Consider the following 23,521-nt stretch of genomic DNA (forward strand, 5'->3'; position numbering starts at 1 on the left):
TTTAAATGTAGCGTAAGCGAAACGGTAATGAGTGCTAAGCTCTTTACCAGCCGCTGCGCTTAAACAGGAAGTGACAGAACGAGATGAGGCCGCACGGCCTGAAAACCCCGTGAGCGGCAAACGTTATCCATTGCGTATTTTCAGGATATTAACCAGAGGTAATTGATGAATAATCCACCTGCCGGTGAAAAAGACAGACTCAATCCCGTTGTATTTTATACCTCTGCCGGATTGATTCTGACGTTTTCACTTGTGACGATTCTCTACAGTGAACTGGCCGCGAGCTGGATCCTCAAGGCGGTCAATTGGGTTTCCGCCACCTTCGGCTGGTACTACATGCTGGCTGCCACCCTCTATATTGTCTTTGTGCTCTATATGGCCTGCTCACGCTTTGGCTCGATTAAGCTCGGGCCGGAGCACTCCAAACCCGAATTCAGTGTACTCAGCTGGTCCGCCATGCTGTTTGCCGCCGGGATCGGCATCGACCTGATGTTCTTCTCGGTCGCCGAACCGGTGACGCAATATATGCAGCCGCCGGAAGGAGCAGGGCAGACGCTGGAAGCCGCCCGCCAGGCGATGGTCTGGACGCTGTTCCACTACGGACTGACCGGCTGGTCGATGTATGCACTGATGGGCATCGCGCTGGGCTACTTCAGCTACCGTTATAACCTGCCGCTGACTATTCGTTCGGCGCTCTATCCCATCTTCGGTAAACGCATCTATGGTCCGATAGGTCACACGGTAGATATCGCAGCCGTGGTCGGCACCATCTTTGGTATCGCCACTACGCTCGGCATTGGGGTCGTGCAGCTCAACTACGGCCTGAAAGTGCTGTTTGATATCCCGGAAGGCCTGACCGCGCAGACTGCGCTGATTGTCCTCTCCGTAGTGATCGCCACCATCTCTGTGACGTCGGGTGTGGATAAAGGGATTCGTTTCCTCTCCGAACTTAACGTGATCATGGCGCTGGGCCTGATTCTGTTTGTGCTGTTCTTCGGCAACACGGAGTTCCTGCTGAATGCGCTGGTGCTGAACGTCGGCGATTACATCAACCGCTTCATGGGCATGACGCTCAATACCTTTGCCTTTGATCGCCCGACTCAATGGATGAACAGCTGGACGCTCTTCTTCTGGGCGTGGTGGGTGGCCTGGTCACCGTTTGTCGGCCTGTTCCTGGCGCGTATCTCACGCGGTCGTACTATCCGTGAGTTCGTACTGGGCACGCTGATTATTCCGTTTACCTTTACGCTGCTGTGGCTGTCCGTATTCGGTAACGCCGCGCTGTACCAGATCATTCACGGCAATACGGAATTTGCGCAGGAAGTGATGAACCATGCGGAGCGCGGCTTCTACAGCCTGCTGGCGCAGTATCCGGCGTTCAAACTCAGCGCATCGGTTGCCACCATCACCGGGATGCTGTTCTACGTTACCTCGGCGGATTCCGGTTCGCTGGTGCTGGGTAACTTCACCTCGCGGCTGAAAGACATTAACAGCGATGCGCCGAACTGGCTGCGCATCTTCTGGTCCGTGGCGATTGGGGTGCTGACGCTGAGCATGCTGATGACTAACGGGATTACTGCCCTGCAGAACACCACGGTCATCATGGGACTGCCGTTCAGCTTTGTGATCTTCTTTGTGATGGCGGGTCTGTTTAAATCGCTGAAGATTGAGGATCACCGCCGGGCCAGCGCGACGCGCGACACCGCGCCCTATCTGGCACATGCGACCGACCGTCTGACCTGGAAGAAGCGTCTGTCACGCCTGATGAACTACCCTGGCTCGCGTTATACCCAGCAGATGATGGAAAAGACCATTTTCCCGGCGATGCTGGAAGTGGCGAAAGAGCTGGAACTGCGTGATGCCCGCGTCACGCTGGAAAGCGTCGAAGCAGATGAGGCGAACCCGATTGGCTATCTGGATCTGCGCGTCCATCTGGGCGAAGAGCAGGACTTCATTTATCAGGTCTGGCCGCAGCAATATTCGATTCCGGGCTTTACCTATCGCGCCCGCAGCGGTAAGTCGACCTACTACCGACTGGAAACCTTCCTGATGGAGGGCAGCCAGGGTAACGACCTGATGGATTACAGCAAAGAGCAGGTGATCATCGACATACTGGATCAGTATGAGCGACACCTGAACTTCATCCATCTCAACCGTGAAGCGCCGGGCAGCAATATCAGCTTCCCGAGCGTGTAAACCAGGCCCGCCAGCAGTGTGCTGGCGGGCTTTTTTTTGCCATCGACGAGTTGTTACGCGCCGTCGCCTGCCGATATCGTCTATCTTTAGGGCTTTGCTGGCCTGATGCCTGAAGGGTATAGACAGGGAGTCATATGGGAAAAATATTCAGTACGTTTCTGCCGCTCTACACCACCACGCTGTTGATGCTGCTCGGTTCCGGTCTGCTGACCACCTATGTCTCCCTGCGGCTGGCCAGTGAGCAGGTTAACGGCGCGCTGATTGGTGCGATTATCGCGGCAAACTATATCGGGCTGGTGATTGGCGGCAAGGTGGGGCACAACCTGATCGCCCGCGTCGGCCATATCCGCGCCTATGTGGCCTGCGCCGGGATTATTACCGCCTCTGTGGTGGGTCACGGTCTGACTGACTTTATTCCGCTGTGGGTCTTTCTGCGTCTGATTATCGGACTCTGCATGATGTGCCAGTACATGGTGCTGGAGAGCTGGCTCAACGATCAGGCGGAATCGTCCCAGCGTGGCATGATTTTCGGCTTATATATGGTCGCGACCTACCTTGGACTGAGTGGCGGGCAGGTGATACTGAGCCTGCAGACCGGATTTGGTGTCAGCACGCTGCTGATTGTCGCACTCTGTTTCGCGCTCTGTCTGGTGCCGATAGCGCTGACCACCCGCACTCATGTCAGGCCGATGACGCCAGCCCCGATGGAGCTGGGCTATTTTATCCGCACTATCCCCAAACTGCTCGGCACCACGCTGGTAACCGGCATGGTAATTGGTGCCTTCTACGGTCTGGCACCGGTTTATGGCAGCAGCAAAGGCTTTACCACCAGCCAGACCGGCTATTTTATGAGTCTTACGATCTTTGCCGGGCTGGTGTCGCAGTTTCCGCTGAGCTGGCTTTCTGACCGCTACGATCGTCAGCGGCTGTTATTCATCATTGCGATGCTGTTTGCCGTCATCTGCGTGCCGCTGATCCTGCTGCCGCATCTGACGTTTGACTGGATGATCGGCATCGCCTTTGCCGCCAGCATGATGCAGTTCGCGCTCTATCCGTTGCAGGTGGCGCTGGCCAACGATCAGGTTGCCGCCGAGCGCCGCGTGTCGTTAACCGCCTGTCTGCTGATGGCGTTTGGTATTGGTGCCAGTATCGGCCCGCTGGTGGTGGGTGCGCTGATGCAGCCGCTGGGCAGCAATATGCTTTATCTCTTCTTTGCGCTCTGTGCGCTGGTGATTGGCGGACTGAGTTTTGTCCGTGCGCCAGGTCCGCTTCCGACAACCGAAGTGCCGTTGCCGCACGTGGTCATGCCTGACAGTCTGGCGACCTCGCCACTGGGTGCCGCGCTGATCCCGACGCTGGAAGAGGAGGTGATTCATGCGTCGATGGGCGGTCAGGAACCGGAAGTGGAGAGCGATGAGGATGCTGATACGGCTGATGAAGAGGTGTTGCCCGATGATCATCCCGGTGATGTTCGCGAAGATCAGCGTCATTAATAGCCGCGACAGGGCATCACGTTGTTCGCCCCTCTTTGCGGGGGGTAAATGTATGATGTCCGGATCTGGCTCACTTCTGTCCGGTCGCTGGCTCGACATTCGGGCCAGCAGCGACGATGCTGGGTAACCCGTTTCTTCAGGAGTCACACCATGCTCGAACTGCGCCCTAATTGTGAACGCTGCGACGTCGATCTGCCGCCATCCTCTCTGGCGGCACGCATCTGCTCGTTTGAATGCACCTTCTGCGCTGACTGCGATGAGCATTTCGCGCATGTTTGTCCCAACTGCGGTGGTGAACTGGTGCGCCGTCCGGTGCGTCCGGCAGAGAAGCTACAGAAATATCCGGCTAAAATGCGCAGCCGATCTCAAATGACGACGAATACGTCAGAGGCAGAATAGCCTGCGCGGCCCGATGTCGTTATGATGAATTTCGTCCCTGACAGAGCTACCACCTTAACTGAGTGCCGGAGATAAGCGCCGGGAGGGACGTACTTTTCAGGCCCGGCGAATCTTTCATTCCCGACAGTGTGACGCCTTTTCTGTCACAACCTGCTTTCTCTCTCCTCACTCCTGTTCTCCGTCAGCTCTTATACTCTTAGGGTACTTTCAGCACAGAGAGGCACATGCACCGATGTATTATGAATTCCTGAATGGCGCAGCATGGCGACAGATCTGGGTCGTTGGCGATCTGCATGGCTGCCGCCGCGAAATTGATGCGCTGTTGCAGCAACATCAGTTTGATCCGCAGCAGGATTTACTGATTTCGGTTGGCGACATCATCGATCGCGGGCCCGACAGCCTGGGCTGTCTGGCGCTACTGCAGGAGCCCTGGTTTCGCTGCGTGCGCGGCAATCATGAGGAGATGGCGGTGTCGGCGTTACAGGGACAGGACATGGCGCTCTGGCAGATGAACGGGGGCGACTGGTTCTTTCGGCTGCGGGGCGCAGCGTTAATCGCGGCACGGCACGCGTTGCGGCACTGTCATGAACTGCCGCTGATACTGCATCTGCAATTGGGTGAGCGCACTGTTGTGATTGCTCATGCGGACTATCCGGCACGGGAATACGCGCTGAATAAACCACTCGACTGGCAAAAGGTGGTCTGGAGCCGTCAGCGACTGGAGGAGATGGAGTCAGGTGAGCAGGCGGGCATCCCTGGCGCAGATGCCTTTTACTTCGGTCATACACCGCTGAAACAGCCGCTGACGATTGCCAATCTGCATTACATCGATACCGGCGCAGTGTTTGGCAATCATCTGACGATGCTGCAACTAAAGTGACTCAGCGGAACAGGCGGCCGTCACGCACCAGTTCGCGTGGATAGCTGTTCTTGATGCGACTGCCGACTTTCTTCGCCAGCCCCAGCGGCTGCTGCTGCCAGGTCACAATCATCTCATTGTTTGCCGGGGCAGTTTCCGGATAGATATCGCGGCCGCGATACCACTCTTCTGCTTCTGCCGCCGTGAGCTCAAAGGTCTGCGTCGCATCAGGTTGCGCCAGTGCTATCACCGCTTCATGTTGCCAGCGATAGCCTTTGGCAAAGGTTTCTGCCAGCTTCAGGCCAATGCGCGAGAAGCGCACTTTGCCCAGCAGCGGGGTGACCGCTTTAGGGAACAGCCAGATCTCTTTATCACGCTGCCAGAGTTCCAGTGACTCATCCCATTTGATAGAGACAGCAGCGGCGGCCTGTGCGATCTCACTTTCCAGCTTACGGCTGAGATGGGAGAAGGGCAGCTTGCCGACTTTGTAGCCCGGCAGCGGTAAGGGCTCGACTGATGCGGTTTTACGCAGACGCGCCACGAAAAAGCCTTCGCTGTCGAACATCTGCGGGAAGACATGCAGATAGCCCTCGGGCGTCGCGGCCCGTTCGGCACCCTCAAACAGCCCGTCGAGCGGCACGACCTCAACCGCATCCGGATAGCGCTGCAACAGCCAGTCAATCACCTGCTGATTCTCAATCTGATTCAGGGTGCAGGTTGAATAAACCAGCGTGCCACCAGGTTTTAATGCGTGAAAAGCACTGTCGAGCAGATCGCGCTGGGTCGCGGCGATCTCTTCGGTGCTAGCCAGCGACCAGTTTTTCAGCGCATCTGCATCTTTGCGGATCACTCCTTCGCCGGAGCAGGGAGCGTCCAGCAGGATGGCGTCGAACTGTTCCGGCAGCGCTGGCCCGAAGACCCGCGCGTCAAAGTGCGTCAGCGCACTGTTGCTGACGCCGCAGCGGCTGATATTAGCGTGCAGCACTTTTACCCGGCTGGAGGAGAATTCGTTTGCCAGGATAACGCCCTGATTGCCCATCCGCGCCGCAATCTGGGTGGTTTTAGAACCCGGTGCCGCTGCCATATCCATCACGGCGCTGACCTCTGGCTGGGCGTCAAACAGGGCGGTTACCGGCAGCATGGAGCTGGCTTCCTGGATGTAAAACAGGCCGCTGAGATGTTCAGCCACGCTGCCCAGCGGCAGGCTCTCATCTTCCCGGCTGATCCAGAATCCCTCTTCGCACCACGGCACCGGCGTCAGCTGCCAGTCATAACCCGCCGTCTGGCTCAGAAAATCGGCCACGCTGATCTTCAGGGTATTGACGCGAATACTGCGGCGCAGGGGCTGCTGACTGTAAGCGATGAACTGCGTGAAGCTCGCCTCATCGGGCAGGCTCTGACGCATTAATGAGAGAAAATCGGCGGGGAAAAACGAAGACGCATCTGACACGGGCACATTCCAGTTAAGGCAAAGGCGGCAGTGTACCATGAGGAATGAAAACGGGCAGCCAGGCTGCCCGTTCAGAGTAAATTAACGCGGAGACGGAATCGCCGTTCCCCAGTTGCGCCACTCTTTTGGCGCTTCATCCTGCAGCAGGAAGTGTTTATCCGGGTTCGCCTGCGGTGCCAGCGGCACCGTCGGTGGCGTCGCAAACTGAATGCCACCGCGAATAAACTGCTGGAAGGTCCCGGTTTTCACCACGCCGCCCACCAGACCGAAGTCGAGGTTGTAGCCGGACGCCAGCCAGAACACCGAATTGTTCCGCACCAGATGCTGATACTTCTTACTGATGCGCAGGGCGATCTGCACGCGGTCCGCCATATTCCCCAGTGACGTGCCGGTGACGGTACCCACTTCCACACCCCGGAACAGCACCGGCGTACCCAGCGACAGGGAACCTGCCTCGGTGGCATCAACATAAATGTTCAGGCCATTCAGGTAGCGCGAATCGGTAATGGTGCTCTCCTGCAATTCAAAGGTGCGTGCGGCACCGCCTTTGCCCGGATCAACGTTGACGTACGGCTGTAACAGGGTCTCCAGATGATTCACGCCGGTAGCGGAAATCTCCGGTGAAACCACTGAGAAACGGCTGCCGAGGCGGGCAAAATCATTCACATACTCAGGGTAAAGTACGGCTTTCGCCACGACCTGATTGTTATCTTTGCTTAACGACAGAGATTCTACCTGTCCGACGTTGATACCCAGATAACGAATCGGCATTCCGGCAGAGAGTTTGCTGGCGTCATAGGTGTGCAGCGTAATCTGACTGCCCACCGCGCGGGCAGCGGTTTCAGAGGAGTAGAGCATGCGTTTAGCCCCTTTGACCGACTGCGCACCACTCATATTGTCGAAACTGATTGCGCCTTTCAGCGCACGGTTAAGCGGCGAGGCCTGCACCGTCAGGCCGCTGCCGTTCAGGCTGACGCGTGCGCCACCCTCAGCCCAGAACACGCTTTCGCTGGTCAGCAGCTTGCGATATTCCGGCTGAATGTGCACCGCGATATCAAAAGCGTCAGCGCGCGGCGTCACTTTGACAATCTCACCCACCTGGAATTTACGGTAAAGCACGACCGAACCGGCCTGTACGTCAGGCAGGCTGTTGGCGGTCAGCATCAGCGTCGTGGACGGGCCATCGCCGGTAATGCCTTCGTCCGCTTTTTCCGCATCAGCAAACAGCGGATAGGCCGTTTTCGGCTCGCCTTTTTTGCCCGGCTCCAGCCGGATGCCACCATCCACCCACTCGCGGGCGCTGGCACCTAATACCTGCATGCCATCAAGGCCGAACTTCACATCGAGGCGACTGTTGACGATAAATTTGCTGTCGCCATGCACCAGATTGCGGTTTTCAGGATTGACCGCGACAACGAAATTGACGCCATTTTCATCCAGCGAACGCGACATCACCTGACCAATCTGCATACCGTGCAGCATCAGCGGCTGGCCCTGATCGATGCCGTAGCTCTCCGGTGCGCTGAGTTTTACCGTCAGCACGTTGGGTTTCTGCAGCAGGGTCTCATTGGACGCCAGCACGGTGTAGTGCTGCTGCGGTTCGCCTTCACCCGGCACAAGTTCCAGCGTATTGCCGGTCAGCAGTGCGCTGAGGCTGGTATCGGTCAGGCTGATTTTCGGGCTGTGCATCTCGATGCGGGTGCCGCTGCGCATCAGGCCAACTACAGAAGGATCAATCGTCAGCTCGCCGGTCACCTTGCCGCCATCCAGCAGATTCAGTTTAGTCAGCGTACCGACCTCCAGGCCCTGGTACATCAGCGGCGTGCTGCCGGCCTTGAGATTTTTACCGTTGGGCAGGTCAAGCGTGATCTGTACGCCGCGCTGGCTGTGCGCCAGATCGGGATAGAGCCGGTAGTTCTGCTCCGCTTTGGCGGTTTCGGCCCCCTGCGGTGAGTCAAACGCAATCGCGCCATTGACCAGCGCCGCCAGACTCTCCAGCTGGACTTTAGCCCCGCTCAGGCTGACGTCGGCATTGACGCCTGACACGTTCCAGAAGCGGCTGTTGGTCTTCACCAGATTGATAAAGCGACGGTCAATCAGCACATCAATTGCCACGCCATCGGCTTTATTATCAATGCTGTAGTCATAGACCCGGCCAACCGGAATTTTGCGGTAGTAGACCAGCGAGCCAGTGTTGAGTGAGCCGAGATCGGGCGCATGCAGATGGATCATCAGCTCGCCGGTATTGACCCGATATTTCGGTTGCGTATCCAGCGCGGTAAACGCCTCGCTGGGTTTACCTTTACCTGGCATCATCCCGATGTAGTTACCGCCGACCAGCGCATCCAGACCCGAGACGCCCGCCAGTGAGGCTTTGGGCGTCACCAGCCAGAACTGGGTATCCTCACGCAGCGCGTCGCGCATGTCGCTTTTGATGCTGGCTTTAATCTGGATGCTGCGATAATCGTCGCTGAGATTAATGCCCTGCACGGTGCCCACTTCCACGCCCTGATAACGGATCGGGGTACGACCCGGCACGATACCATCCGCCGTCTGGAAATTGATGGTGATAGTGGTGCCTCGCTCCTGATAATTGGTCCAGAGCAGCCAGCAGGCGATCAGCATCGCAATGACTGGCAGCAGCCAGAAGGGCGAAATTTTTCGCTTATTACGCAGCGTTGCGTTAGTCGGTGTAGTCGGCGTTTCCTGTTGCATGTGCATCCCAGAGCAGGCGGCTGTCCAGCCACTCAACAGACATAATGGTCAGGATGACGGCCGCGCCAAAAAACAGCGCAGCCGGTCCCATGGTAAAAGCCAGCAGCTGATCACGATTGACCAGCGACATGGTTAATGAAATGACAAACAGATCGAGCATGGACCAGCGGCCAACCCAGGTCACAAAACGCAGCAACCGGATGCGGGTTCTCAGTCCCTGTTCACAGCGGAAATGAATGCTGAGCAGCAGGGTCAGCATGACCAGTACTTTAGTAAAGGGCACCAGAATACTGGCGATAAACACAATCGCTGCCACCGGAATGTTGCCTTCACCCAGCCCCAGGATGCCGGAGAAGATGGTGTCCTCGCGCCGGGAACCGTTGAGGTAAACCACGGAAATGGGCATCAGGTTCGCGGGTATCAGCAGCACGATCGACGCGATCAGCGCGGCCCAGGATTTCTGCAGGCTGTGGCGGCGTCGGAAGTCGAGCGGCGTGTGGCAGCGCGGGCAGCGCCCCCGTTCGTCAGGTAGGCCGGTGTTGTGACAGTTGAGGCAGACCTGCATGTCGTCACGGGCCATATTGCCGGGGCTTTGCGGGTAGAAATGCTCCCACAGCTGCTCCATATTCAGATGGATCATGGTCAGCACGCTCAGCACCGTCAGGGCAATGTAAGCCGCCAGCCCATAGCCAATCTCCAGCGAAGCATAGTCCTGCACTTTGATGGATGCCACGGCGATGCCGATCAGATAGATGTCGAGCATCACCCACTCTTTGAGCTTCTCCAGCATGATCAATACGGGCCGCAGGTTCATGCCCAGACGATGACCGATACCGAGATAACAGATGCCGGCCACCAGCGTTACCGGCGCGCCAATAGTGCAGAACGCCACCATCGAAGCGGTCAGCACATCACCCTGCTGGGTCATCTGAATCACCCCTTCCAGTACGCTGGCATTGATGCGCATACCCAGCAGCCGGATATCCACCAGCGGCAGGGAAAAGGCGAAGGGCATTAACACGATCATGGTGGCGGCCATGGCCATCAGTCGGGTCATTGGCCAGTCGCGTCCACTGAGAATCTCAGTGTTGCAGCGCGGGCAGTGTGCCGACTGATGCGTTTTCACATCCGGTAAGGAAAAAAGGGTATCGCATTGCGGGCAACGCTGATAACGTGCGTGAGGCAATGTCTGGCTGATAGCGTGAATTTTCATAGGGTGATGCAATTTTCGCTCTTCAGAGGGAACAGATATCGGTCATTAAGACATTGTCTGTGTGCCTGTCTCGGGCATCACGCTTCGATCCACAGAATGCTAAGGGTATAGCAACTAACGCTATGATTCACCTTGTGGCTCTGGATATTTAAAACTTATTTTTAACGAACGGTTTCTTTTGCCCCGTTCAGATGTCATTGGTAACGGTTAAATAATGAACAAAACTGCCTTTTACGCCGATTTGAATCGCGATATGCGCGCCTTGCTGGCGGGAGAAACGGCGTTCCTCGCCGCGATGGGAAACTTTAGCGCGCTGCTGTACGAACGTCTCGATGGCGTGAACTGGGCAGGTTTCTACCTGCTGACGGAAGCCGATACGCTGGTGCTGGGCCCGTTCCAGGGCAAAATCGCCTGTGTGCGTATTCCGGTCGGTAAAGGTGTGTGTGGCACGGCGCTGGCAGAAGAAAAAGTGCAACGCGTAGATGATGTGCATGCCTTCCCGGGCCACATTGCCTGCGATGCTGCCAGCAATGCTGAGATTGTGATTCCTCTGAAAGTGAATGGCACTGTGGTTGGGGTGCTGGACATCGACAGCGTGGAGTACAATCGCTTTGACAGCGACGACGAAGCGGGACTGGTCACACTGACCGATGGGCTTTGTGAAGTGCTTGCGAACAGCGACTTAGAAAAATATCTGCAGCTGACGCGCAGCTAATCGACTGGATCACATGGCATTTAGCGATGTTGTCATTATAATGTCGCCTGTTCATGCCTGCGCTGGTCGGCAAACCCGTTGTAATCAGGAAATTTCATGGAAAATCAACCTAAGTTGAATAGCAGTAAAGAAGTCATCACTTTTCTGGCGGAGCGCTTTCCGCACTGCTTTAGCGCTGAAGGTGAAGCGCGTCCGCTCAAAATCGGTATCTTTCAGGATCTGGTCGAGCGTGTTCAGGGCGAAATGGGTCTGAGCAAAACACAGCTGCGTTCCGCGCTGCGTCTTTATACGTCAAGCTGGCGTTATCTGTACGGCATCAAAGCCGGTGCGATTCGTGTCGATCTCGACGGCAACGCCTGTGGCGTGCTGGATGAGCAGCACGTTGAGCATGCACGCAAGCAGCTGGAAGAAGCCAAAGCGCGCGTTCAGGCGCAGCGTGACCAGCAGCGTGCTGCACGCCGTGAAGCAGGCGAAAGCGAAGAGGGCGCTGCACCGCGTCGTCCACGCAAGCCCGCGCCGCGTAAGCCTGCAGAAGCCGATGCTGCGCGTAAACCCCGTCCGCAGACGACTGCTCCGCGTGCGACCGCCTCACAGCATCGTAAGCCAGCCCCACGTCCGGAGCAGGAAGCCCGACCCATCACTGATACCTCAACTTTGCAACCCGGCCAGAGTATTAAAGTTAAAGCAGGCAAAAGTGCGATGGACGCTACCGTTCTTGAAGTATCAAAAGACGGCGTTCGGGTCCAGCTCGCTTCCGGCATGGCAATGATTGTGCGCGCAGAACACTTGCAGTTCTGAAACGGAGGCTAACCCCGGCATGAACACCCTTTTTAAAGTTGGACTTATTGCGGGCCTGCTCTTAGCAGGCCCAACCTTCGGCGCAGAGAATATTACCCGCGCCGATCAGATTCCCCAGCTTCACGAAGACCCGCAGGATCCGACGGTCAGTGAGCGCGTCACGTCGCGCTTTACTCGTTCTCATTACCGCCAGTTCGATCTGGATCAGAACTTTTCCGCGAAAATTTTTGATCGCTACCTGAACATGCTCGACTACAGCCACAATGTGCTGCTGGCGTCAGATGTGGCGCAGTTTGCCAGCAAAAAAACCACCGTCGGCGATGAGCTGCGCAGTGGCAAGCTGGATCTCTTTTACGATATTTATAATCTGGCGCAGAAACGCCGTTTTGAGCGCTATCAGTATGCGCTGACGGTGCTGGCGCGTCCGATGAATTTCAGCGGCAATGACACCATCGACATTGACCGCGCCAAAGCGCCCTGGCCGAAAGATCAGGCTGAACTGAACGCGCTCTGGGATGCCAAGGTTAAATATGACCAGCTGAGTCTGAAGCTGGCAGGCAAAGACGATAACGAGATCCGCGACGTTCTGACCAAGCGTTATAACTTCGCGATCCGTCGTCTGGCCCAGAGCAACGGTGAAGATGTTTTCCAACTGGTGATGAACGCTTTCGCCCGCGAAATCGATCCGCACACCAGCTATCTGTCGCCGCGTAACACCGAGCAGTTCAATACCGAGATGAGCCTGTCACTGGAAGGCATCGGCGCGGTACTGCAGATGGACGACGACTACACCGTAATCAACTCAATGGTGGCAGGCGGTCCGGCAGCGAAAAGCAAAGCCATTACGGTGGGCGACCGCATCGTGGGTGTCGGTCAGCCAGGCAAGCCAATGGAAGATGTGATCGGCTGGCGTCTCGATGATGTCGTGGCAAAAATCAAAGGACCCAAGGGCAGCAAAGTGCGCCTGGAAGTTCTGCCCGCCGGTAAGGGCACCAAAACCCGTACTGTGACGCTGACGCGTGAGAAAATCCGTCTGGAAGATCGCGCGGTTAAACTGACCATCAAAAATGTCGGCAAGCAGAAAGTAGGCGTGCTGGATATTCCTGGCTTCTATGTCGGTCTCACCGACGACGTGAAAGTTCAGCTGCAGAAACTGCAGAAACAGAACGTCGATAGCGTGGTGATCGATCTGCGTACCAACGGCGGCGGCGCGCTGACTGAAGCGGTCTCGCTTTCCGGCCTGTTTATTCCGAGTGGTCCAGTGGTGCAGGTTCGCGATAACAATGGTCGGGTGCGTGAAGACAGCGATAACGACGGCGTGGTCTACTACAAAGGTCCGCTGGTGGTACTGGTCGATCGCTTCAGCGCCTCCGCCTCTGAGATCTTTGCTGCCGCGATGCAGGATTACGGTCGTGCAGTGATTGTCGGCGAGCCAACCTTTGGTAAAGGCACCGTTCAGCAGTATCGCTCGCTGAACCGCATCTACGATCAAATGCTGCGTCCGGAGTGGCCAGCGTTAGGCTCCGTTTCTTACACCATCCAGAAGTTCTATCGCATTAACGGCGGCAGTACACAGCGTAAAGGCGTCACGCCGGATCTGCTGATGCCAACCGGCGTTGAAGCGGCTGAAACCGGTGAGAAATTTGAAGATAACGCCCTGCCATGGGACAGCATCAAAGCGGCCACCTATACCAAAACCGGTGATGTTAAACCGCTGGTCGCGCAGCTGATGAAGCAGCATGCTGACCGTATCGCTCAGGATCGCGAGTTCCAGTACATCATGAAGGATATTGCCCGTTACAATGCCCTGAAAGATAAGCGCAACATCGTGTCACTTAATCTTGCTCAGCGCGAGAAAGAGAACCACGAAGATGATGCGTCACGTCTGGAACGAATCAATGCGCGCTATCAGGCCGAAGGCAAAAAACCGCTGAAGAACCTGGATGAGTTGCCGAAAGATTATAAAGAGCCGGATCCGTATCTTGATGAGACGGTGAAGATCGCTAACGATCTTGCGCAACTGGAGAAATCCCAGCCAGACGCGCCAGCAGCGAAATAAATCCGCTGTTGTCAGAAAAAGCACCGCTCTGCGGTGCTTTTTTTTGCCCCCGGAAAAGTTTCCGGTAACCAATGATTAGCGATGGTGAACCCGTCTGCAGGCCGCGCCGCCCGGCAGACGTGTCAGAATGTAAAGTTATGTCTTTTTAGGCACTTAAACGTTAAGGTCGCTTGAAAAGCCGCACAATGCTCATAGGATATGTATCCGCGTATAGGCGCGTGAACTACTGAGGAAGATTAACAAAAATGATGCGTATTGCTCTTTTCCTGATGACCAACCTGGCTGTGATGTTGGTATTCGGGCTGATTCTCAGCCTGACAGGGATCCAGTCAAGCAGTGTTCAGGGCCTGATGATCATGGCAGGCCTGTTTGGCTTTGGCGGTGCGTTTGTTTCACTGCTGATGTCGAAGTGGATGGCGCTGCGTTCGGTTGGCGGTGAAGTGATTGAACAGCCACGCAATGAAACTGAGCGCTGGCTGGTGGATACCATTGGCCGACAGGCCCAACAGGCGGGTATTGCGATGCCACAGGTCGCGATCTATCACGCACCTGATATCAACGCCTTTGCGACCGGTGCGCGTCGCAACGCCTCACTGGTGGCTGTCTCAACCGGTCTGCTGCAGAACATGAGCCGTGATGAGGCGGAAGCGGTGCTGGCTCACGAAGTGTCGCACATCGCTAACGGTGACATGATCACCATGACGCTGATCCAGGGTGTGGTGAACACCTTCGTGATTTTCGTTTCACGTATTCTGGCGCAGATTGCGGCGGGCTTTATGTCCGGCAACCGTGATGGTGAGGAGAGCAGCAACGGCAATCCGCTGGTCTACTTTGCGGTGTCGATGGTGCTGGAGCTGGTGTTTGGTATTCTCGCCAGCATCATCACCATGTGGTTCTCTCGTCATCGTGAGTTCCACGCCGATGCCGGTTCAGCGAAGCTTGTCGGTCGTGAGAAGATGATTGCGGCGTTACAGCGTCTGAAAACCAGCTACGAACCGCAGGAGCCGAGCAGCATGATGGCGTTCTGTATCAACGGTAAGGGCAAATCGTTCAGCGAGCTGTTCATGTCGCACCCGCCGTTAGACAAGCGTATTGAAGCACTGCGCAGCGGTCAGTATCTGAAGTAGCGCTAAGCAGAGCAAACAAGGCGACCCCCGGGTCGCCTTTTCTGTTTTAGAAATCAGCATCAGATTGAATCTGACAGCAATATCTTAGCTCAACGAGCAGGGAACCCTGGCAGAGGAGGAAAGCGTCCCGACGCCTGGACAAAAACGCCGGGAGCGTTTTTAAACAACGCAAAGCGTTGGACCGTTTACGGTCGCACCTCAGGGATGAGGTGCGCAATGGTGCGGGCCGACCGTCATGGATGACAGTAGTCTTTCCGATCTGACAGGGTTCCCTGTGCAGGCTCGACCATACAGCGAATCGGGTCACATTCTGTCATGAGTTCGCCTTTTTTTAATGCTATCAGGCCCGGGTCTGCGTCATGCGCGACACGCTCACCAGCGCCGCCACGGCGGCAAAGCTCCCTGCAAGCAGCAGCGAAACGTGCGTCCCACTTTCATCAAACAGATTAAACATCAGTGCGACCAGCGCGGCACCCATACTCTGCCCCAGAAGACGCGCAGTACCCAGCATGCCGCTGGCACCGCCACTGCGATTACGTGGCGCGGAGGTGACAATCGTGTGGTTGTTGGGTGACTGGAACAGCCCGAAGCCGGCACCGCATAGCATCATGCGCCAGATAATATCGCCATCACCCGGATTTACCGGCAGCCAGGCGAGCAGGAACAGTCCCAGCGCGAACATCGCCAGTCCGATTCCCCCTAACAACCCGGCATGCACCCGTTCAATCAGACGGCCGGCAATCGGCGCAAATACCATCGTTGCCAGCGGCCAGGGCGTCAGCAGCAACCCGGTCGCCACCTCATTACGCTGCAGGACGTTCTGCAGAAAGAAGGGCAGTGAGACCATCGCCAGCATCTGGGCACAGAACGAACAGACCGACGTTCCCATCGACAGGCTGAAAATCGGGATACGCAGCAGATCAACCGGCAGCAGCGGCACTGCCATATTGAGCTGACGACGAATAAAGAACCAGCCGATGACCAGCAGCGCAACGACCTCGGAGAGCACCAGCAGATGACTCTGTCCCTGGGCAAAGCCGCTCAGAGCGGAGATGATCAGGCCAAAGAACAGGGCATTCATGATTGCACTGGGCACATCGAATTTCTGTGTTGTGGCTTTCTGCGGGTTATCAGGCAGGGTTCGCAGCGCCAGCCAGAGGGCAATAGCCCCCAGCGGGACGTTAATCAGAAACAGCCATTTCCAGCTGGCTACCGAGAGTATCGCTGCCGCTACCGTCGGGCCAGCCGCGGTTGATACGGCCACCACCAGCGAGTTGATCGCCATGCCGCGTCCCAGATAACGCTGCGGATAGATAATGCGTATCAGCGCGGTATTCACACTCATCAGCGCTGCGCCGCCCAACCCCTGCAGCACACGGGCAAAAGTCAGCATGGTTAGCGTGGTCGAAAAGGCGCAGAACAACGAGGTTGCAATAAACAGCGCGAGGCCAGCCTGATAGACGCGGCGATAACCCAGCATGTCGCCCAGAAACGAAAGTGACAGCAGCGAGACGATAATCGCAATCTGATAGGCATTCACAATCCAGATGGACTGCGCCGGGCTGGCATTCAGTTCACGCGAAATAGTCGGCAGCGCGACGTTGGCAATCGCGCCGTCTAATACCGCCATGGTCAGGCCCAGCGCAATAGTGACGATAGCCATATAGCGCTGACGCGTCGGTAATCCATCCTGAGGAGGAGAGAGTGTCATAAGTTAATTACTAAAGAGGGTGAATATCATCATGCTAATGAAATCAGCGCTGAAATGCAGCGATCAGATGGATAAAAAACTGTCTTAAAATATGACTTAATGGTTAAAGCATTGCTGCCGTCCTGTGCATCCCTCTATACTGACAGTCCGTTCCATTTTTTTTGAAACAGGCTAATAAGGTGCGTGATGTCCTCTGCTGAAAATGATAAACAGCCCGATTCCGTCTCTTCGGTACTTAAAGTGTTCGGCATTCTGCAGGCGCTGGGTGAAGAGCGCGATCACGGTATAACCGAGCTTGCGCAGCGCGTGATGATGTCAAAAAGTACTGTCTACCGTTTTCTGCAGACCATGAAGTCGCTGGGCTATGTCACGCAGGAAGGTGAAAGCGAGAAGTACTCACTGACGCTGAAGCTGTTTGAACTGGGTGCCAAAGCGCTTCAGAACGTCGATTTAATCCGCAGCGCGGATGTGCAGATGCGTGAGCTATCGCGTCTGACCAAAGAGACGATTCACCTGGGGGCACTGGAAGAGGACAGCATTGTCTACATCCATAAAATCGACTCACTTTACAATCTGCGCATGTATTCGCGCATTGGCCGTCGCAACCCGCTGCATACCACCGCGATTGGTAAAGTCCTGCTCGCCTGGCGTGATCGCAGCGATGTTGAGGAAATTCTGCGGGATGTGGAGTTCAAACGCAGCACGGCCAATACGCTGCTGAGCGCCGAGGCGCTGATTACGACGCTGGATCAGGTCAAAGCGCAGGGTTACGGCGAAGATAATGAAGAGCAGGAAGAGGGATTACGCTGCCTTGCCGTGCCGGTGTTTGATCGGTTTGGCGTGGTGATTGCGGGACTCAGCATCTCGTTTCCCACCATTCGCTTTTCGGAAGATGCCCGCCAGGATTATGTGGCGATGTTGCATCGGGCGGCGCGTACGCTTTCAGCAGAAATGGGCTATCACGACTACCCATTCTGAATAAAGCGGGCCATCCGGCCCGCTTTATCACTAGTTATCGATCACTTCTCCGCTTTTCTTCAGCAACGGACAATCCGTCACGCCCACCACGCCACTGTCGGTATGCAGATACTGCGCGCTGATAACGCCGCGAGCGGTAAGATAGCTGCACTGCAGGCCAAGTCCGGCAGCATTTTTAGTGCTGCCGGTTAACACGCCATAGCCGGTAAGCAGCATTGCCAGCCAGATCACCGCCAGCAAGCCTATTGTGCGAATAAACAGTTTCATTGTGTCTCCTTGTGAAAGATAACTCAGCGCGCCACCTGGTGCTGCCGGTTATGATGATATCAGCATGCCTCGCTTTTCTGGTGGGATCGATCAGAGATAACTGAAACGGCAAATTCTGCATTGCTGTATCCCCCATTATCTTTTGCGATGGCTACAGGTAGAATAGGCGGTTGTCATGTTCTGGCGTTTCCACTGAGTTTTACGAGGCAGTTATGAATGAGTTAGCCGCAAATCCGGGCCCCCTGGTCAGCTATGGCCTGCTGGTCATTATTTTAATTGTGGCGTTTATCGCCTGGTTCTTTGTTAACCGGGCCAGCGTGCGCGCGGGTGAGCAAATCCGCTTACTGGAATCCTTACTGGAAGAGCAGAAGAAACAGAATCAGCTGCTGCGCCGCCTGATTGAGATGCAGCCCGGGGCAGAAAATACAAAAACCGATGACGATCGGGAGAAACGCGACTTTATCCGGTTAATCCCGGAACGTTAATCACAGCAGAGAGGCGGAATGGCCGGGAAAAATCCGTGGTATGACAGCAGCAAAGCGCATCACACGCCAGAGGGATTCCGTAATCCTGAACCGGAACAGCGAAAACCGGGTGACCTGAAACGCTGGCGCAGGGAGCGTAAAGCACAGGCGCTGCCGGCGCCACCCCAGCAGGGTTATGCGGCGTTCACCAGGCAATGGTGGCAGCCCGCGGATATCAGCGGCAGTGACGATCGTATCTGGTGGCTGGGACATGCTGCCGTCCTGTTACGGCTCAATGGACACTATATCCTGATCGATCCGGCGCTCTCACCACGCGCCTCACCGCTGGCGTTTGCGGGGCCACAGCGTAAAACGCCCGCGCCCATCAGCATCGCCGATCTGCCGCGGCTTGATGTCGTGCTGATTTCACACAACCATTACGATCATCTGGATAAACCGACGGTTAAAGCGATTATGCGGCATTTTCCGCAGGCGACCTTTATTGTGCCGCTGGGGCTGGCGAAATGGTGCAGAGCGCAGGGCGTGAAACAGGTGCACCAGCTCGACTGGTGGCAGCAGATAACGCTCGGCGACCTCTGTTTTGATGCGGTGCCAGCCCGTCACTGGAGTATGCGAACCCCACGCGATCGCAACCGTTCGCTCTGGTGCGGCTGGGTCGTGCGCTCTGCCTCCCTGCGTTTCTGGTTTTCGGGCGACAGTGGCTATAGCGATAGCCTGCTGGAGATTCCGGCCCGGCTTGGCCCGTTCAGCGTGGCTGCGTTGCCGATTGGCGCGTATGCACCCAAATGGTTCATGGCAAGCCAGCATATGGATCCCGATCAGGCGGTGGCGTTATGGCAGGCGGCAGGCAAGCCATTGACGCTGCCTATTCACTGGGGCGTGTTTGAGCTGGCCGATGAGTCGCTGGATGCGCCACCCCAGGAGTTGGCGAATGCGCTACAGCGGGCAGACGAACATAACGGCCGCTTCGCCCCCTGGCGAATAGGCGAAGGTCGCAGTCTGAATAATTGCAGCCAGGAATAATCCTAAAGCCTCTGGTATAAATAAAAGCCGGAGGTTTTTTATCAGACATCAATTTTTCAAATCGAAAGTTAGATTCTTAATAAGGAAAATCCGCATCGTTGCTTTTATTTGGAGCAAGGCTAATGGCTGGCTCCTGCTTTTGGTGCAAAAAAAGCGTTATTTGTACGAAATAAAAGTCGCTGTACAGGATTGATGCCCGATCTTTGATATCTGCCACGGTTACCGTTTCGCTTATTCATTTCGCCATTGCCATATTTGTGAAATATTAATTTCTTATGGTATCCATCGGGCTAAGCCTGGCAACACAGGCAGGAGAGGGCGCTGGCTGCCCGCGTACTTTATTCTCATGCGCCTTTGTAAACCCCACGGAACAGGCAATGTGAGCCTTCTGGCAAATATGTGCGCAGGCGCGCCAGGGCTTTAAAAATGGCTTGCCATTATTTTTGGGATATGTGATAACAATTCGTGGGTTAAACGAGGTACAGTTCTGTTTATGCATGGCATCTTCAGTAAAGAAGTACGAGTAAAGACGTTGACGTTGAATACCGCTTCCTTGCCGAACCTTAATTAGTGCCTCATGCAGTAATGTCTCTGGTTTTTCTGTAAGACAGCCTTCGGGCTAAATAAACATCTAAAGGAATTTGCAAAATGGCAAAGATTAAAGGTCAGGTTAAGTGGTTCAACGAGTCTAAAGGTTTTGGTTTTATCACGCCTGCTGACGGCAGCAAAGATGTGTTCGTACACTTCTCTGCTATTCAGGGCAACGGTTTTAAAACCCTGGCTGAAGGCCAGAGCGTTGAGTTCGAAATTCAGGACGGCCAGAAAGGCCCTGCAGCTGTTAACGTCACTGCTATCTGATTCGACTCCACCTCGGTGCAATGCACCCTGACATGGAATCTTAAAGCCCTGGCTCTTCAGCCGGGGCTTTCTTTATGCTTCCGATGCGTAAACGTTAAGGTTACACTGCGCCGCGTTATCTGATGCCGGAGCACCCTATGTCCCTGATTTGCCCTCTTTGTCACTCTCCACTGACCCTCACCGACCGCAGCTGGTGCTGTGAAAACCGCCATCAGTTCGATCAGGCGAAAGAGGGGTATGTCAATCTGCTGCCCGTTCAGCATAAACGATCGCGTGAACCGGGTGACAGTGCAGAGATGATGCAGGCACGACGGGAATTTCTTGAGGCAGGCTATTATCAGCCGCTGCGTGAGCAGGTAGTCAGCCTGCTTGCGCCGGTGCTGAATCAGCCGGAGTGCAAAATCCTGGATATCGGCTGCGGTGAAGGGTACTACACCGCCGCACTGGCAGAGGCGGCGGACGGAGACGCTGAGATTTTTGGCCTGGACGTTGCCAGAATGGCCATCCGGCTGGCGGCTAAGCGCTATCGTGCGGTGCGTTTCTGCGTAGCTTCCAGTCAGCGCTTACCCTTTGCCGATCAGTCCCTGGATGCAGTTGTACGCATCTACGCACCCTGCAATGAAGCAGAACTGGCTCGCGTGCTGAAGCCGGGTGGCCTGGTGCTGACGGTCACGCCAGGCCCGCATCATCTGCAGCAGTTCAAAGCGCTGATTTACCGCGAAGTGCAGCTACATGTGCCGGAACAGAAAGATTATCCTGGCTTCCGGCAGATAGCGCAGCATGCCCTGCGTTATCCGATGGCATTGACCGGCGCAGCCGCGACAACACTGCTGCAGATGACGCCCTTTGCCTGGCGGGCGCGTGAAGACGTCTGGCAAACGCTGCAGCAGAGTGAGCAGTTCAGCTGCGATGCTGATTTTACCCTGACAATGTGGCAGCGCGACTAGCGCGCCTCGACCAGCGTAGTGTAGATGCGCTCCAGGTCGTCGAGTTGCTGCACGGCAATCAGCAGACGGCGTTGCTCCAGCTGAATCACCAGAATGCCATCCTCAGAAAGATTCATGCCCTGAATCCGCCGGTAATCGATCCAGACACCGGCGTAAAACAATCCCTCATTTTTCATCAGCAGCATGGGTTTGCGCAGCCTGAAGAGCCAGAACGCCAGAAAACTCAGCACCATCAGCAGTGAGGTGGTGAGCTGTGGGCCATGATGACTGACATTGTTCCACAGCAAAATCAGCAGCAGGCCGATGAAAATCAGGCTATCGAGTTTATGTTGCCTCCGCAGTGTTACCCGTAAGCGGGTCGGCCCGTGCCGACGCGGCAGAATCGCCTCATGGTAAACGGCAAATCCCATCAGGGCGGCGATACAACACGCAATCAACGCGTCAGTTAAGGACATCACTTCTACCTCAAACAGGGTGAGCTCAGCCAGTTGTGGCTCAGCTCACCACGCTTAAAAGCCGGGAGCAGAGGCTCCCGGCAGGATGAAATTACAGACCGAGCAGGCCAATCCAGTAACCAAAGATACCGATGGCAAAGAAGCCGACGATAATCCACAGCGCATTCACTTTACGGCGTAACAGCCACATACAGCCAAAGGTCAGCAGCAGCGGCACAATGCCTGGCATCAGCTGATCGAGGATTGACTGTACCGTAGTGACGGTGGTTTTGCCGGTTGAGTCAGTAATGCGCGACACCACCAGTGGTATGTTGACGTGCGTCCACTTGTTGACCAGCGCCCCCATGACAAACAGCCCCAGAATCGAGGCGCCCTCCGTGAGCTTCTGCAGGAAACCGCCGCCCATGTCGCTGACGATGTCGATCCCTTTGCGATAGCCATACGCCACGCCGTAGTAGCGGGTCAGCAGACGTGCCAGGTTAAACAGTACAAAGAACAGCAGCGGACCCAGCAGACTGCCGCTCATGGCAATACCGGCACCCAGTGCGGCAAACACCGGACGTACGGTACCCCAGAAGATCGGGTCGCCAACACCGGCCAGCGGTCCCATCAGCCCGACTTTCAGGCCGTTAATCGCACCGTCGTCGATAGGTGCGCCGTTGGCACGCTGCTCTTCCATCGCCATGGTAACGCCCAGTACCGGCGCGGCGACATAAGGATGGGTATTGAAAAACTCCAGATGACGTTTTATCGCCTGCCTGCGCTCATCGTTATTCTCAGGATAGAGACGGCGGATGACCGGCACCATCGAGAAGCAGAAGCCCAGCGCCTGCATACGCTCAAAGTTCCATGAACCCTGGAAAAGGTTAGAGCGCAGAAAGACGGCGCGGACATCACCGGGGGTCAGTTTCTTTTCAACTTTCGTCATATCAACCATGTGATCACCTGTTCCTTAATCGAGTTCGTTATCAAGATCGTTTGCGGTTGCAGCACCCGTGGGTGCGCCCGCCACACGGTTGTATTTCGGGCTGAGCTGAATGTAGAGCACCGCCATCACCACGCCAATGACGCCCAGCGCCACCAGGTTGAAGTTGGTGAAGGCCGCGGTAACGAAGCCGAGGTAGAAGAACGGCATCAGATAGCCTGCGCGCATCATATTGATGACCATCGCGTAACCGACCACCACAATCATGCCACCGGCGATATTCAGGCCGTTGGTGACGACTTCAGGAATGGAACTCAGCAGCGCATGAACGGCACTGGTGCCGACCGAAATCGCCACAATCAGCGCCGGGATGGCGATACGCATCGCCTGTAACAGCAGGGCAGAGACATGGATCCAGGAGATGGCCGTAAGGTTGCCTTTCTCGGCAGCTTTATCAGCCGCATGCTGGAAGGCCACGGTGAGTGTACGCACGATAATGGTCAGCACCTGTCCGGCGGCAGCGAGCGGAATCGCCAGTGCAATACCGGCACCCACACTCTGACCGCCAGCGATGACCAGGATAGTGGAGATGATAGAGGCGAGGGCGGCATCAGGGGCAACCGCCGCACCGATGTTCATCCAGCCCAGTGCAATCATCTCCAGCGTACCGCCGATGATAATACCGGTTTTCATATCACCCAGTACGATACCAATCAGCGTACAGGCGACCAGTGGGCGGTGAAACTGGAACTCATCCAGAATCGACCCCATACCGGCAATACAGGCGACAATAAAAATCAAAATAATTTGTAGCGAGGTAATTTCCATCATACTTCTTGTCCTCAGCA

The 23,521-nt window shown here is 55.8% G+C and carries 21 protein-coding genes; 13 read left to right on the forward strand and 8 right to left on the reverse strand.

Going from position 1 to position 23,521, the window contains the following annotated elements:
- Positions 1-165 precede the first annotated feature (165 nt).
- The 4 genes from IV493_RS07370 (at position 166) to IV493_RS07385 (ending at position 4,968) form a co-directional block, all read left to right on the forward strand.
- Entirely contained in the window at positions 166-2,196 is a 2,031-nt protein-coding gene (locus tag IV493_RS07370) for a choline transporter (protein WP_195858014.1), read from the forward strand.
- Between the two features lie 134 nt (positions 2,197-2,330).
- Entirely contained in the window at positions 2,331-3,689 is a 1,359-nt protein-coding gene (locus IV493_RS07375; RefSeq protein ID WP_013358118.1) for an MFS transporter, read from the forward strand.
- A gap of 150 nt (positions 3,690-3,839) precedes the next feature.
- Positions 3,840-4,088: a DUF1272 domain-containing protein gene (locus IV493_RS07380; protein ID WP_033783299.1), complete on the forward strand. Its 249-nt coding sequence runs from the start codon at positions 3,840-3,842 to the stop codon at positions 4,086-4,088.
- Between the two features lie 232 nt (positions 4,089-4,320).
- Entirely contained in the window at positions 4,321-4,968 is a 648-nt protein-coding gene (locus IV493_RS07385; protein WP_195858015.1) for a metallophosphoesterase, read from the forward strand.
- A gap of 1 nt (position 4,969) precedes the next feature.
- Here IV493_RS07385 and rsmF read toward each other — a convergent pair whose 3' ends face one another.
- The 3 genes from rsmF to yebS all read right to left on the reverse strand — a co-directional run bounded on the left by rsmF (position 4,970) and on the right by yebS (position 10,325).
- Positions 4,970-6,397: a 16S rRNA (cytosine(1407)-C(5))-methyltransferase RsmF gene (gene rsmF / locus IV493_RS07390; RefSeq protein ID WP_195858016.1), complete on the reverse strand. Its 1,428-nt coding sequence runs from the start codon at positions 6,395-6,397 to the stop codon at positions 4,970-4,972.
- Between the two features lie 81 nt (positions 6,398-6,478).
- Positions 6,479-9,112 (reverse strand): PqiB family protein, encoded by a 2,634-nt coding sequence (locus IV493_RS07395; RefSeq protein ID WP_013358114.1) that lies wholly within the window; start codon positions 9,110-9,112, stop codon positions 6,479-6,481.
- Complete coding sequence (gene yebS / locus IV493_RS07400; protein ID WP_195858017.1) at positions 9,081-10,325, reverse strand: membrane integrity lipid transport subunit YebS; 1,245 nt, start codon at positions 10,323-10,325, stop codon at positions 9,081-9,083. Before yebS ends, IV493_RS07395 begins: the two co-directional genes overlap by 32 nt.
- A gap of 214 nt (positions 10,326-10,539) precedes the next feature.
- On the opposite strand from yebS, the gene IV493_RS07405 reads away from it, so the two are divergent.
- The 4 genes from IV493_RS07405 to htpX all read left to right on the forward strand — a co-directional run bounded on the left by IV493_RS07405 (position 10,540) and on the right by htpX (position 15,024).
- A complete protein-coding gene (locus IV493_RS07405) occupies positions 10,540-11,040 on the forward strand; it encodes a GAF domain-containing protein (RefSeq protein WP_013358112.1) in 501 nt (166 codons plus the stop codon).
- 96 nt (positions 11,041-11,136) lie between these two features.
- A complete protein-coding gene (gene proQ, locus IV493_RS07410; RefSeq protein WP_013358111.1) occupies positions 11,137-11,838 on the forward strand; it encodes an RNA chaperone ProQ in 702 nt (233 codons plus the stop codon).
- A 19-nt stretch (positions 11,839-11,857) separates the two neighbouring features.
- Complete coding sequence (gene prc / locus IV493_RS07415) at positions 11,858-13,897, forward strand: carboxy terminal-processing peptidase (protein WP_195858018.1); 2,040 nt, start codon at positions 11,858-11,860, stop codon at positions 13,895-13,897.
- Positions 13,898-14,142: 245 nt separating this feature from the next.
- A complete protein-coding gene (htpX, locus tag IV493_RS07420; RefSeq protein ID WP_003852678.1) occupies positions 14,143-15,024 on the forward strand; it encodes a protease HtpX in 882 nt (293 codons plus the stop codon).
- Positions 15,025-15,364: 340 nt separating this feature from the next.
- Here htpX and IV493_RS07425 read toward each other — a convergent pair whose 3' ends face one another.
- A complete protein-coding gene (locus IV493_RS07425) occupies positions 15,365-16,735 on the reverse strand; it encodes an MFS transporter (RefSeq protein ID WP_147789138.1) in 1,371 nt (456 codons plus the stop codon).
- A 186-nt stretch (positions 16,736-16,921) separates the two neighbouring features.
- Here IV493_RS07425 and kdgR point away from each other — a divergent pair, with 186 nt between their 5' ends.
- Positions 16,922-17,713, forward strand: a complete 792-nt coding sequence (gene kdgR / locus IV493_RS07430) for a DNA-binding transcriptional regulator KdgR (RefSeq protein WP_013358108.1) — start codon at positions 16,922-16,924, stop codon at positions 17,711-17,713.
- Positions 17,714-17,743: 30 nt separating this feature from the next.
- Here the strand turns inward: kdgR and IV493_RS07435 are convergent, their stop codons facing one another.
- Positions 17,744-17,980, reverse strand: coding sequence for a YobH family protein (locus tag IV493_RS07435; RefSeq protein ID WP_033732884.1), 237 nt, complete (start codon positions 17,978-17,980; stop codon positions 17,744-17,746).
- A gap of 212 nt (positions 17,981-18,192) precedes the next feature.
- Here IV493_RS07435 and IV493_RS07440 point away from each other — a divergent pair, with 212 nt between their 5' ends.
- From IV493_RS07440 to rlmA, 4 genes are all read left to right on the forward strand, one after another.
- Positions 18,193-18,465: a YebO family protein gene (locus tag IV493_RS07440; protein ID WP_013358106.1), complete on the forward strand. Its 273-nt coding sequence runs from the start codon at positions 18,193-18,195 to the stop codon at positions 18,463-18,465.
- An 18-nt stretch (positions 18,466-18,483) separates the two neighbouring features.
- Positions 18,484-19,488, forward strand: a complete 1,005-nt coding sequence (locus IV493_RS07445; RefSeq protein ID WP_195858019.1) for an MBL fold metallo-hydrolase — start codon at positions 18,484-18,486, stop codon at positions 19,486-19,488.
- Between the two features lie 648 nt (positions 19,489-20,136).
- The gene (gene cspE, locus IV493_RS07455) at positions 20,137-20,346 is read left to right on the forward strand and encodes a transcription antiterminator/RNA stability regulator CspE (protein WP_003852684.1); all 210 of its coding nucleotides are present in this window, start codon (positions 20,137-20,139) and stop codon (positions 20,344-20,346) included.
- 137 nt (positions 20,347-20,483) lie between these two features.
- Complete coding sequence (rlmA, locus tag IV493_RS07460) at positions 20,484-21,293, forward strand: 23S rRNA (guanine(745)-N(1))-methyltransferase (protein WP_195858020.1); 810 nt, start codon at positions 20,484-20,486, stop codon at positions 21,291-21,293.
- Here the strand turns inward: rlmA and IV493_RS07465 are convergent.
- The 3 genes from IV493_RS07465 to IV493_RS07475 all read right to left on the reverse strand — a co-directional run bounded on the left by IV493_RS07465 (position 21,290) and on the right by IV493_RS07475 (position 23,501).
- On the reverse strand, positions 21,290-21,748 hold the full coding sequence (locus IV493_RS07465) for a DUF986 family protein (RefSeq protein WP_095707095.1): 459 nt from the start codon (positions 21,746-21,748) through the stop codon (positions 21,290-21,292). The two genes, rlmA and IV493_RS07465, sit on opposite strands and share 4 nt — an antisense overlap.
- 91 nt (positions 21,749-21,839) lie before the next feature.
- Positions 21,840-22,685 carry a PTS mannose transporter subunit IID gene (locus tag IV493_RS07470; protein WP_033783289.1) on the reverse strand — a complete coding sequence of 282 codons (846 nt, stop codon included), beginning with the start codon at positions 22,683-22,685 and terminating at the stop codon, positions 21,840-21,842.
- A 15-nt stretch (positions 22,686-22,700) separates the two neighbouring features.
- Complete coding sequence (locus IV493_RS07475; protein ID WP_033733019.1) at positions 22,701-23,501, reverse strand: PTS mannose/fructose/sorbose transporter subunit IIC; 801 nt, start codon at positions 23,499-23,501, stop codon at positions 22,701-22,703.
- Between the last annotated feature and the right edge of the window lie 20 nt (positions 23,502-23,521).

Source organism: Pantoea sp. SM3640, assembly GCF_015654165.1.
Lineage (GTDB): Bacteria > Pseudomonadota > Gammaproteobacteria > Enterobacterales > Enterobacteriaceae > Pantoea > Pantoea vagans.